The organism is Nocardia sp. NPDC055050, assembly GCF_053608345.1.
In genome coordinates, this window is sequence record NZ_JBSGVG010000004.1 from 115412 (window position 1) to 129105 (window position 13694).

Here is a 13694-nt window from a genome sequence, read left to right on the forward strand (position 1 = left end):
GGGGGGGGGGGGGGGTGGGGCGGCCCCGGGGGGGGCCGGCCGCGCGGCCCGGGTGGGGGGCGCGGGCCGCCCCCGCCCCCGGCCGGCTGCGCGGGGGGCCGGCCCCCACCCGCCGCTACGCGGCGCCCCTCCCTAAGGGTCGGGGTACGCGGTGTGCTCTGACAGCGTTAGCGAGTGACGGTGGTTCTTATGAACCCCGTCACTTTGCCGTTGGTGGGGGCAACACGTTCCGGGGCCGTGCCGATAGTCCTCTGGGCCCCGAGCACCGGGGGCACGCTGACTCGGACATTATGCGACCGGTCTATATGATGACTCGATCTGCGCGATGCGGGGCAGCCGCACGTGCAGACGCGATGAGAGGTGAATGAACTCGAATGGAAACTGCCCGTCGTTCTGCCCGCGGTAATCGCCGTCGCCGGTCGAGCAGTCCGACATTCGGGCAGTTGCTGACGGGAGCGGTCGAATCGGCCGCCGATCGGGTCGCGGTCCGGTTCAACCCTTCCGGTGACCCGGCCGACCAGCGTCAGCTCAGCTATTCCGAGTTCGATCAGCAGTCCTCGCAGCTGGCCCGCGCGCTCATCGCTCGCGGGATCGGCCCCGGCGACGTCGTCGCCATCGGCATCGCCCGGTCGATCGACTCCGTGCTCGCGGTGTGGGCCATCGCCAAGACCGGCGCCGCCTACGTCCCGGTCGACCCGAACTACCCGGCCGACCGCATCGCGCACATCGTGTCCGACTCCGGCGCGGTGCTCGGGCTCACCACCGCCGCGCATCGCGACGTGCTCGGTACGGCGCTGACCTGGCTCGAGCTCGACGACGCCGAGACGGCCACCACGATCGCGGCCCAGCCCGCGCACCCGATCTCCTACACCGACCGGATCCGCACCCTCGACGAGCGGCACCCGGCCTACGTGATCTACACCTCGGGTTCCACCGGCAAGCCCAAGGGCGTCGTGGTGACCCACACCGGTCTGGCCGGTCTGGTCGCCGCCGAGCGCGCGCACTACCGCGTCGCCGCCGACTCGCGCGTGCTGCACGTGTGTTCGCCGAACTTCGACGTGTCGGTGCTCGAACTGCTGCTCACCTTCTCCGCGGGCGCCACCCTGGTGATCGCGCCGCCCGGTGTGTTCGGTGGTTTCGAGCTCGCGGATCTGCTGCGCCGCGAACAGGTTTCGCACATGCTCATCACCCCGGGCGCGCTGGAATCGGTGGATCCGGCGGACCTGGACGACCTGCGCGTGGTGGTCGTCGCCGGTGACAAGTTCGGTCCGGAACTGGTCGGTCGCTGGGCCGTGGGCGAGCGTGAGTTCTACAACGGCTACGGCCCCACCGAGGCCACCATCCTGGCCACCAGCACCGCGCCGATGGATCCGGCCGCGCCGGTGACGATCGGTGCCGCGATCGCCGGTGTCGGTGCGTTCGTGCTGGATTCGCGGCTGCGGCCGGTGCCCGCGGGCGTGATCGGCGAGCTGTATCTGTCGGGTCCCGCGCTGGCACAGGGTTACCTGAACCGCCCCGCGCTGACCGCGGAACGTTTCGTCGCCAGCCCGTTCGGCGCCGAGTCCGGTGACGCGAACGCGCGCCTGTACCGCACCGGAGACCTGGTGCGGCGCAGCGAATCCGGTGACGGCGTCATCGAGTACATGGGGCGCTCGGACTTCCAGGTGAAGATCCGCGGCTTCCGGATCGAGCTCGGTGAGATCGACAACGCGCTCACCGCGCACCCCGACATCGACTTCGCGGCGACTCTCGGCAAGACTCTGCCTTCCGGTGTGACAGCGCTGGTGTCGTATGTGATGCCCCGCTCCGGCGCGACGCTCGAGGTGACCACGCTCGACGCGTTCCTCGCGGAATCGTTGCCCGGCTACATGATTCCGGCCGCGATCATGGTGCTGGACCGGATCCCGCTGACGCCGGTGGGCAAGCTGGACCGAAAAGCGTTGCCCGAGCCTGTTTTCGCGGTGCGCGAGTTCCGCGCGCCGGTGACTCCGGTGCAGCAGGTGGTGGCCGACATCTTCGCCGATCTGCTGACCGCCGGTGCGCCGGACGAGATCCGGGTCGGTGCCGACGACGACTTCTTCGAGCTCGGCGGCAACTCGCTGCTGGCCGCGCAGGCCGCCACGCGCCTCGGCGCCGCGCTCGACACCCGGATTCCGGTGCAGGTGCTGTTCGAGGTCAGCACGGTCTCGGGGCTGGCCGAACGCGTCGAACGTCATATCGGCACCGGTTCCGGCCACGAGCTGGTCGCGCAGCAGCGCCCCGACTCGATCCCGCTGTCGTTCGCCCAGCAGCGGATGTGGTTCCTCAACCAGTTCGATCCGGCCAGCGCGGTGAACAACATGCCGATCGCGGTGCGCCTGTCGGGCGCGCTCGATGTCGACGCGTTGCGTGTCGCGGTTACCGACCTGGTGGCCCGCCACGAGGTGCTGCGCACGATGTATCCGCCGGTCGACGGGGTCGGCACACAGCTGGTGCTGCCGCTGTCGGACCCGCGCGCCGTGCCCGCTCTGGCGGCCGACGAGGCAGACGAGGACGCGATCGCCGCCCTGGTCACCGAGACCGTCAGCGCGGGCTTCGATGTCACCGTCGCTCCGCCGCTGCGCCTGCGGCTGCTGCGACTGAGCGCGACCGAGCACGTGCTGGTCTGCGTGATGCACCACATCGCCGGTGACGGTGTGTCGATGGGCCCGCTCACCCGCGACCTGATGACCGCCTACGTCCAGCGCAGCGCGGGTAACGCGCCGGGCTGGCCCGAATTGGCCGTCCAGTACGCCGATTTCACGCTCTGGCAGCGGGCCGTGCTCGGCACCGAGGACGACCCGGAGTCGATCCTGACCCAGCAGATCGACTTCTGGCGCACCCAGCTCGCCGGTGTGCCCGACCAGCTCGAGCTGCCCACCGACCGGCCGCGGCCCGCCACCGCCTCCTACCGTGGTGCGAGCCTGGACTTCCGCATCCCGGCCGAGGTGCACGCCGGGTTGGATCAGATCGCGCGCGCCCATAATTCGACGTTGTTCATGGTGGTGCACGCCGCGCTGTCGGCGCTGCTGGCCCGGCTGTCGGGCAGCACCGACATCGCCATCGGCACCCCCGTCGCGGGTCGTGGTGACGCCGCCCTCGACGACCTGATCGGCATGTTCGTCAACACCCTGGTGCTGCGCACCGAGGTCGACCCGGCGGGCAGCTTCGAAGAGCTGCTCGCCTCGACCCGCGCGGTCGACGTCGCGGCCTTCGGTCACGCCGATGTGCCGTTCGAGCGATTGGTCGAGCTGCTCGACCCGGCCCGTTCGACCGCGCGGCACCCGCTGTTCCAGGTGATGCTCGCCTTCCAGAACATGGCGCGCACGGCACTGGAACTGCCCGGTCTGACCGTCGCGGGCGTCGAGATGACCATTCCGTTCGCCAAGTTCGACCTGCAGTTCGAGATGGTGGAGGACACCGATCGCCACGGTGCGCCGCACGGCATCGCGGTCGGGCTCACCTACGCCACCGATCTGTTCGACGCCGAGACCGTCGCCGGGTTCGCCGATCGATTCCAGCGGTTGCTGGCCGCGATCGTCGCCGCGCCCGCCGCGCCGCTCGGTGCGATCGAGCTTCTGGAGCCCGCCGAGCTGGACCGGATCCTGGTGCAGTGGAACGACACTCGCCGCGACCTCGCGCCGGAACTGTTGCTCGACGGCTATCGACGTGCGGTGGCCGAGCACCCCGATGCTGTCGCTGTCGCGTACGAGGGCGCCGAGCTGACCTATCGGGAGTTCGACGAGCGGGTCAACCGGCTCGCCCGGCTGCTGGTGACCCACGGCGTCGGTCCCGAATCCCTGGTCGGCCTCGCGGTTCGGCGCTCGCTCGATCTGGTGGTCGGGATGTACGCGATCGTGACCGCAGGTGGTGCGTATGTGCCGATCGACCCGGACCATCCGGCCGATCGCATCGCCCACATTATCGATACCGCAGCGCCCGCCGCTGTGCTGAGCACCACCGCGGACGCGATCGAGGTACCCGCGGGTGTGCCGGTGATCCTGGTGGATTCCGTTGCGCTCGAAGAGTTCTCGGCCGCGCCTGTCGAGCCGGCTCGGCCGGTCCGGCCCGAGAACCCGGCCTATGTCATCTTCACCTCCGGTTCCACCGGGCGTCCCAAGGGTGTGGCGGTGTCGCACGCGGCGATCGTCAACCAGATGGTCTACATGGGCGCCGAGTACGGGATCGGCCCGTCGGATGTGTATCTGCAGAAGACGCCCGCCACGTTCGACGTGTCGCTGTGGGGTTACTTCCTGCCGCTGCGGACCGGCGCGAAGCTGGTCGTGTCGACCCACGACGGACATCGCGACCCGCTGTACCTCGCCGAAACGATCGCGGCACAGGGCGTGACGCTCACCGACTTCGTGCCGTCGATGCTGTCGGTCTTCGCCGCGCACACCACCGCCGGTTCGATTCCGAGCCTGCGGGCGGTGTTCGCCGCCGGTGAGGCGCTGCCCACCGAGACCGTGGCCGACGTGGCCCGCGTGTCCACGGCCGGGGTGCACAACCTGTACGGGCCCACCGAGGCTGCTGTCACCGTGACGCGATGGCCCGCAAGCGATTCCGATCGCGGATCGGTACCGATGGGCGTGCCGGAGTGGAATACCCGTGTCTACGTGCTGGATTCACGCCTGCGCGCGGTGCCTGCCGGAGTGGTCGGCGAGCTGTACCTCGCCGGTGACCAGCTCGCGCGCGGTTATGTCGCCCGTCCCGGTCTGACCGCGGATCGGTTCGTGGCCAACCCCTTCGAGCCCGGCGCGCGGATGTACCGCTCCGGCGACCTCGTCCGCTGGGGTGGATCCTCGGCCGAGCCCGCGCTGGAATACCTGGGCCGCACCGACTTCCAGGTGAAGTTCCGCGGTCAGCGCATCGAGCTCGGTGAGATCGAGACCGCCCTGCTCGCCCAGGAGGCGATCAGCCAGGCCGTGGCCCTGGTACTCGACACCGCGTCCGGCCAGCACCTGGTGGCGTATGTGGTGGCGCGGCCCGGCGAGGAGCCCGACCCCGCGGCGCTGCGCACGGCCGTGGCGGACTCGCTGCCCACCTACATGGTTCCGACCGTCGTCACGGTGCTGGACGGCTTCCCGCTGAATCCGAGCGGCAAGCTCGACCGGAAGGCGCTGCCCGCCCCCGCGTTCACCGCGGGCGAATTCCGCGCTCCTGCCAGCCCCGCCGAGGAGATCGTCGCCGGGGTCTTCGCGGAACTGCTCGGCATGGCCCGCGTCGGCGCCGACGACGACTACTTCGCGCTCGGCGGCAACTCGTTGCTCGCCACCCGGGCGATCGCCCGCATCAACGAGGCGCTCGACGCCCACCTCGCCATCCGCGACCTGTTCGAGACGCCCACCGTGTCGGCCTTGGCCGCGCGCGTCGGTGCGGCGAGCGGTGCCGCTGCCCGACCGCCGCTGGTCGCCGCCGAACGGCCACAGCGCATTCCGCTGTCGCTGGCTCAGCAGCGCATGTGGGTGGTCAACCAGGTCGACCCCGCCTCGGGCTCCTACAACATCCCCTTCGCGATCCGCCTCACCGGTGAGCTCGACATCGCCGCCCTCGGCGCCGCGGTCACCGACGTGCTCGGCAGACACGAGTCGCTGCGCACCTACTTCCCGGTGTCCGACGGCAGGGCTTTCCAGGAGATTCTCTCCGTGGCCGATGTACTGCCCGAGGGGCTCCAGGTCGAGACGACCACCGATGTCCTCACTCGTGCGGGCGAATTGGCCGGTGCCGGTTTCGATGTGACGCGTGAGGTTGCGCTGCGTGCGCGATTGCTCACCGACGGGACTTCGGCCGAGTGGCTGCTCGTTGTCGTGGTGCACCATATTTCGGCCGACGGCGCGTCCTTGGCCCCGCTCGCCCGCGATCTGATGACCGCTTACGTGGCTCGTGCCGCGCAACAGAGCCCGGCGTGGACGCCGCTGGAAGTGCAGTACGCGGACTTCGCGCTGTGGCAGCGGGCGGTCGTCGGCGACGACGAGCAGCCCGAATCCCTGGCCGCCGCCCAGCTCGACTACTGGCGCAACCAGCTGGCCGACGTGCCACCGCTGCTGGAACTGCCGCAGGACCGCCCGCGGCCCTCGGTACCGACCCTGCGCGGCGCCACGTCCGAGCTGCGGTTGCCTGCCGAGGTGCACGCCGCCCTCAATCACTTGGCACGCGAGCACAAGTCGTCGCTGTTCATGGTCGTGCACGCGGCGCTGGCCGTGCTGCTCGGCCGCTTGTCGGGCACATCCGACATCGCCATCGGCACCGCTGTCGCCGGGCGCGGTGAGCGGGCGCTCGACGAGCTGGTCGGCATGTTCGTCAACACCCTGACCCTGCGCACCACCCTCGATCCGGCCGGTTCCTTCGACGAGGCCGTGGACGTGGCGCGGGAGACCGACCTCGGCGCGTTCGCCAATGCCGACCTGCCGTTCGAGCGGGTCGCCGAGGTCGTCGCGCCCGGACGGGGCAGTGCGCAGAGCCCGCTGTTCCAGGTGGCGCTCACCTTCAGCAACAACGAGGCGGCCGCGCTCGAACTGCCCGGCCTCACCGTGAACGCGCTGGACACCGCGATCGCCGCCAAGTTCGACCTGCAGGTGGACGTCGAACCGCGCTTCACCGCCGCCGGTGATCCCGACGAGCTGGTGACGCTGTTCAACTACGCCACCGACCTGTTCGACGAGGCCACCGTGCGCAGCATCGGCGCCCGCTTCGCCCGCATCCTGACCGCCGTCGCCGCCGACCCGCAGATCCGGATCGGCGACATCGACATCCTCGACGAGTCCGAACGCACCCGGCTGCTCGCCGGCGCGGCCAAGGCGCCCGCGCCGAGCACCCCGTCGGGCGGCACCACTCTGGCGCAGGCTTTCACCGCCGCCGCCGAGGACGACCCCGAGGGCCCCGCGCTCGTCTGGGGCGACGACGCGCTGACCTACGAGCAGCTCGACGCCCGCTCCGCCCGCCTGGCCCGGCTGCTGATCGGGCGCGGCTTCGGGCCGGGAGACGGTGTGGCCGTCGATCTTCCGCGTGGCGTCGACTGGGCCGTCGCGGTCTGGGCGATCCTCAAGGCAGGCGCGGCCGTGGTCCCGGTGACCGGCACCGAGTCGCCCGCCGAACCTGCCGCGAAACTGAGTATCACCGTCGGCGAACCTCGCGGCGTCGACTGGATCTCGCTCGACGACCCGGCGATCAAGACCGAACTGTCCACACAGTCCGCTCGCCCGGTCACCTACGCCGACCGCACCCGAGCTCTGCGCGGCGGTGACCCGGCCTTCGTCGGCGCCGACGGCACCCGCAGTTACGACGAACTCGCCACGGCGGGTGCGCAGGTGCGCGCCGACACCGACCTGACCTTCGAAGCCCGCACCTTCGGCCACGGCTCCGTCGACAGCTTCACGGCGCTGGTCGAGCCGGTGGCCGCGGGCGTTGCGGGCGCGTCGATGGTGCTGGTGCCCGGTGTCGCGGACATCGGGGTAGCCAACGGATTGTCGGCGTCACTGGCCGAGGAGTGGGTGACCCACCTGTTCGGTGACCGGGTGGGGATCGAGGCGCTCGATACCGCCGAGCTCGGTGATCTGCAGGCGCTGATCGCCGATGATGCCGCACCGGGCAATCCGGGAGCGGCCGAGGCAGTGCTGGTACTCGGAGATCTGCGCGCCCCGGTGGCGTGAGCGGCGCCCGCAGTGCGGGGGCCCCGCTGCGGGACAACAAGTTTCGGTGATGGGTGAGGTGGAACAGCTATGACACGACCGGCAAGAACCCGACCGGTTCGTACGCGTCGCCCGCGCGTCACCGCGTTGGCACAGCTGCTGGCCACCGCGGTCGAGACCAACCCCGACGGTCTCGCGGTCGTCCTCGCCGACGCCGCCCGCACCCTCGGCAGCCTCACCTACGCCGAACTCGACGAGCGGTCGAACCGCATCGCCCGCTTCCTGATCGGTCGTGGCATCGGCGCGGGCGACCTGGTAGCCATCGGAATCCCGCGCTCCATCGAATCGGTCCTCGCCGTCTGGGCCGTCACCAAGACCGGTGCGGGCTTCGTCCCCGTCGACCCGAACTACCCCCCGGATCGGGTGGCGCACATGGTCACCGACTCCGGCGCGGTCTTCGGACTGACCGTCGCGGCCGTCGCCGACGGACTTCCGGCCCAGGTGCAATGGCTCCGACTCGACGCCGAGCCGACCGGCGACACGCGCGACAACGGCGCTCGGCCTGCGGGTGGCCGGCGCTACGGCACCGACCAGGCGGACCCTTTCGACAGCCTCTCCGGCGAGGCGATCACCTCCGCCGACCGGCTTCGTCCGGTGCGGGCCGAGGATCTCGCCTACCTCATCTACACCTCCGGCTCCACCGGCCTGCCCAAGGGCGTCGCGGTGACGCAGGCCGGGCTCGCGGGGTTCAGCGAGGAGCAGCGTCGGCACTACGGTGTCGAATCCACTTCGCGCACGCTACATTTCGCGTCGCCGTCCTTCGACGCGTCGCTGCTGGAGCTGCTGCTGGCGATCGGCGCGGGCGCCACGATGGTGATCGTGGACCCGAGTGTGTACGGCGGCGACGATCTGGCCGCGCTGTTGCGGCGGGAACGGGTGAGCCACGCGTTCATCACTCCGGCCGCGCTGGCCTCGATCGACCCGGACGGGCTCGACGACTTCCGGGTGGTGGCGGTCGGCGGCGAGGCGGTTGCGCCGGATCTGCTGCGGCGCTGGGCGATTCCCCTCGCCGATGGCACCCTGCGCGAATTCCACAACGTGTACGGGCCCACCGAGACGACCATTGTCACCAACATCAGTGTGCCGCTGAAACCGGGCGACCCGATGACCATCGGCGGCCCGATCAACGGGGTCGCCGAATACGTCCTCGACGACCGGCTCGGCCCCGTTCCGCCCGGCGTCACCGGCGAGCTCTACATCACCGGCGCCCAGCTGACCCGCGGCTACCACGCCCGGCCCGCCCTCACCGCCTCTCGCTATGTCGCGAATCCGTTCGACCCGGCCGGTTCTCGCCTCTACCGCACCGGTGATCTGGTCCGCTGGACCGCCGATGGCGCGTTGGATTATGTGGGCCGCAACGACTTCCAGGTCAAGATCCGTGGTTTCCGCATCGAACTCGGCGAGATCGACGCGGTGCTCTCGGCCCACGAGAGCCTCGACTTCGCCGCCACCATCGGCCACGAACTCGACAGCGGCGCCACCATTCTGGTGTCCTACGTGCACGCGGCCCCGGGCGCGACCGTCGACCACGCCGCGCTCACCGCCTTCGCCGAGCGCAGCCTGCCCGCGCACATGGTGCCGACCGTGCTGATGGCACTCGACATCATTCCGCTCACCCCGGTCGGCAAGCTCGACCGAAGGGCGCTGCCCGCACCGATCCTCGAACACGCCGAATTCCGGTCCCCCACAACGGCGGTCGAGGAGATCGTGGCAGGCACCTTCGTTCAGGTGCTCGACCTCGGCGACACGCAGCTCGGCCTCGACGACGACTTCTTCGCCCTCGGCGGCAACTCGCTGATGGCCACCCAGGTCGCCGCCCGCCTCGGCGCCGCGCTGGACACCGAGTTTCCGGTCCGGCTGCTGTTCGAGGCGTCGACGGTGGAAACGCTGGCCCGGCGACTCGCCGAATCCGCCGGTGCGGGTGCACGTCCCGCGCTGACCGCCGGGGAGCGGCCCGCACGGATTCCGCTGTCGCTGGCCCAGCAGCGGATGTGGTTCCTCAATCAGTTCGACCCGGGATCGGTCGCCTACAACATCCCGATGGCGGTGCGGCTGCACGGTGCCATCGATGTCGAAGCCCTGCGCGCCGCCGTGGCCGACCTCGTCGCCCGGCACGAAACCCTGCGCACGATCTACCCCGAGACCGACGACGGGCCGATCCAGCAGATCCTGGCCGGGACCGAGGCGACGCCGCGGCTCGAGGTGGGCTCGATCGCACCCGAGCAGCTCACCGCCGCCATGCGCGAGTTCGGTTCGTCGGGATTCGATGTGCGCGGCCAGGTGCCGTTGCGGGTCGCGTTGTTCGAGCTCGGTGGCGACGAAGCGGTGCTCGCGGTGGTCGTGCACCACATCGCCGGTGACGGGTCCTCACTCGCCCCGCTCACCAGGGATCTCATGCTCGCCTACGCGGCCCGCTCGGCGGGTGACGCGCCGGAGTGGGCGCCGTTGGCCGTGCAGTACGCCGACTACGCGCTGTGGCAGCGGGCCTTGCTCGGCAGCGAGGACGACCCGCGATCGCTGGCCTCGGCCCAGCTCGCCTACTGGCGTGGCGCGCTGGCCGGGCTGCCCGACCAGCTCGACCTGCCCGCCGACCGGCCGCGTCCCGCCGTGCAGTCCCTCGCCGGCGGTCGCGTCCCGATCGAGGTCGACGCCGACACCCACCGCGCCCTCCTGGCGGTGGCGCGCAATCAGGGCGCGACGCTGTTCATGGTCGTGCACACTGCCCTCGCGGTGACGCTGGCCAGGCTCGCGGGCACCGACGATCTGGCGGTCGGTACGCCCGTCGCGGGTCGTGGCGAGGCCGCGCTCGACGACCTGATCGGCATGTTCGTCAACACCTTGGTCTTTCGCACCACGCTGCGAACCGGTGAGTCGTTCACCGAACTGCTCGCCCGCCAGCGCGATACCGACCTCCAGGTCTTCGCGAACGCGGACCTGCCGTTCGAGCGACTGGTCGAGGCGATCAACCCCGCCCGCTCCACTGCCCGCCACCCGCTGTTCCAGGTCGGCCTGTCCTTCCAGAACCTCAGCCGCTCCGGCCTCGAACTCGGTGAGACCGCGGTCGAGGGCGTCGACGTGGATCTCGCGGTGTCCCAGTTCGATCTGCACGCCATCGTCGCCGACGGCTACGACAGTGACGGCGTGGCGCAGGGGATCAGCGGCGTGTTCACCTATGCCACGGACCTTTTCGACGAGTCGACCGCACAGTCCTACGCGGAGCGCTTCGCGCTAGTACTCACCGCGATCGCCGCATCGCCGGGCCGTCCCGTCGACGAGATCGACCTGCTCTCCGATGCCGAGCGTGCGCGAATCCTGCACGACTGGAACGCCACCGGCCATGCCACCCCGGCCACGACGCTGCCTGCCCTGTTCGCCGACACCGCCGCCGCGAACCCGGACGGTGTGGCGCTCGTCGACGCCGACGGCGCCGCGCTCACCTATCGTGACTTCGCGGCCCGCGTGAATCAGCTGGCGCGACACCTCATCGCGCAGGGCGTCGGTGTCGAGGACCGGGTCGCCTTGGCGATGCGACGCTCGACCGAGCTGGTCGTCGCCATGTACGCGGTGACGCAGGCGGGCGCCGCCTACGTTCCCGTCGATCCCGGCCAGCCCGCCGATCGGGTATCGCATGTGCTCGCGACCGCTGCCCCGACCTGCGTATTGACCACCACGCGTGACGGTTTCACCGCCGGCGTCGACGCGACACGGAGCGCACCGGTGATCGCCGTCGACACCCTGGAGCTGTCGGCGGTGTCAGCCGCCCCGATCGCGGCGAGCGAGCGCATCGGTGTGTTGCGCTCAGGGAACACCGCCTACGTCATCTTCACCTCCGGCTCGACCGGCAAGCCGAAGGGCGTCGCCGTCTCGCACGCCGCCATCGTCAACCAGTTGCGGTGGAAGACAGCAGCATTCGGCCTGGGCCCCGATGACTCGGTCCTGTTGAAGACCGCCGCCACCTTCGACCTGTCGGTCTGGGAATTCTGGTCGGCCGCGATCTGCGGTGGCCGCCTGGTGATCACCGCTCCAGAAGGCCATCGCGACCCCGCCTACCTGCTCCGCGTGCTCGCCGCGCACTCGGTGACCACCCTGCACGTGGTGCCGTCGATGCTCGATGCGCTGCTCACCGAATCCGCCGGTGTCCTGCCGAATTCGCTGCGGCGCGTACTCGCCATCGGCGAGGCGCTCCCCGCCGCCACCGCCCAGCGTTTCCTGGCGACGAACCCGGCGGCGCTGCACAACCTGTACGGCCCGACCGAGGCCGCGGTCTCCATCACCGACCACCGCGTCACCACCGCCGATCGCACCACGGTCCCGATCGGCCGGCCCGAATGGAACAGCCGGGTCTACGTCCTCGACGCCCGTCTGCGTCCGGTCCCGGTAGGTGTCGCGGGAGAGTTGTATCTGGCGGGCGCGCAGCTCGCCCGCGGGTATTTCGGCCGACCCGACCTCACCGCGGACCGCTTCGTCGCCGATCCGTTCTCCGCGCTCGGCGCCCGCATGTACCGCACCGGTGATCTCGTCGCCTGGACCGCTGACGGCGAACTCGACTATCGCGGTCGCACCGACTTCCAGGTCAAGATCCGCGGATTCCGCATCGAACTCGGCGAGATCGAAGCGGCCCTGCTCGCCGCACCGCAGATCGCCCAGGCGGCGGTCGTCGCCACGACCGACCCGCAACTCGGTGACCGGCTGGTTGCCTATGTCGTCCCCGCACCCGGCGGGGCGCTCACCACCGCGCAGGCCAAAGCCGCGGTGGCGCAGGTGCTCCCGTCCTACATGGTCCCCTCGGCCTTCGTCGTGCTCGACCGCCTCCCGCTGAACGCGAACGGCAAGCTCGACCGGGCCGCCCTTCCGGCGCCGGTGCTCGAACCCCGCCGCTATCGCGCGCCCGGGACCGAGCACGAGATCGCCGTAGCCGCCGTCTTCACCGAGGTCCTCGGCGCGCGCAACCCCGGCCTCGACGACGATTTCTTCGCGCTCGGCGGCAACTCGCTGCTGGCCACCCGCGTCGTGCACCACCTGCGTGAACACACCGGCGTGGAGCTCACCGTCGCCGCGTTCTTCGCCGACCCGACCGTCGCCGGTCTCGCTACCAGAATCAGCGACGGCCCCGCAGGCGCGGCCGACCTCGAAGCCGCACTCGCGGTCGTGCTGCCGATCGCCCGCCGCGGCACCCGTCCGCCGCTGATCTGTGTGCACCCGGTCTCGGGTCTGGCGTGGGCCTACGCGAGCCTGGTGCCGCACCTGCCCGAGGATCAGCCCGTGGTCGGCATCCAGTCACCGGCCCTGAGCGATCCGGAATTCCGGCCCGCCTCGGCCGAGGAGCTGGTCGACCGCTACCTGGCCGAGATCCGCGGCGTTCAGCCCCATGGCCCCTATCAGCTGCTCGGCTGGTCCCTCGGCGGCGTGCTGGCGCAGGCCGTGGCGACCCGCCTGCAAGCCGAGGGCGAGACGGTGGCGTCGTTGACGATGCTCGACAGCCTCCCCGGCGCCGCACTCGCCGATTTCGCCACCGAATTGCGGCACGTGCTCACCGAACTCGGCATACCCGAGCGGCAACTGCCCAGCCAACTCACCGAACTCGGCGACGAGGCACTGGAATCACTGCACACAACACTCGCTGCGGACACGCCGATCTCGCGCGCGCAGTTCGTGGGCATGTACCGCGGAGCACTGCGCTCGGTGGCGCTTCTCACCGAGCTCGAACCCGCACGATTCGACGGTGATCTGACCTATTTCACCGCCCTGCGGACCCCCCAAAAGCTGGGGGACGGGGCCTCGCGATGGCGCCCGTTCGTCAGCGGGATCATTGCTGACCACCCGGTCGAGGCCACCCACCAGGAGATGCTCTCCGCTGTGGCGGTAGCCACGTCCGGACCGGCAATTGCGCAGGTCGTCGCGGGTGCGGACGGATCCGGCGATACACGTCCGTAACGGACTACATGGGCATTACGATTCTGTTGCGATAGAGTTGGTGTGTCGTGGCGC

General features: G+C 70.5%; 2 protein-coding genes. Both read left to right on the top strand.

The genetic code is table 11. The features are described 5' to 3' along the window. Positions 1-374 precede the first annotated feature (374 nt). Positions 375-7667, top strand: coding sequence for an amino acid adenylation domain-containing protein (locus ACWGCN_RS06540; protein WP_452458407.1), 7293 nt, complete (start codon positions 375-377; stop codon positions 7665-7667). 69 nt (positions 7668-7736) lie between these two features. Continuing rightward, the gene (locus tag ACWGCN_RS06545; protein WP_452528979.1) at positions 7737-13640 is read left to right on the top strand and encodes an amino acid adenylation domain-containing protein; all 5904 of its coding nucleotides are present in this window, start codon (positions 7737-7739) and stop codon (positions 13638-13640) included. Positions 13641-13694 lie beyond the last annotated feature (54 nt).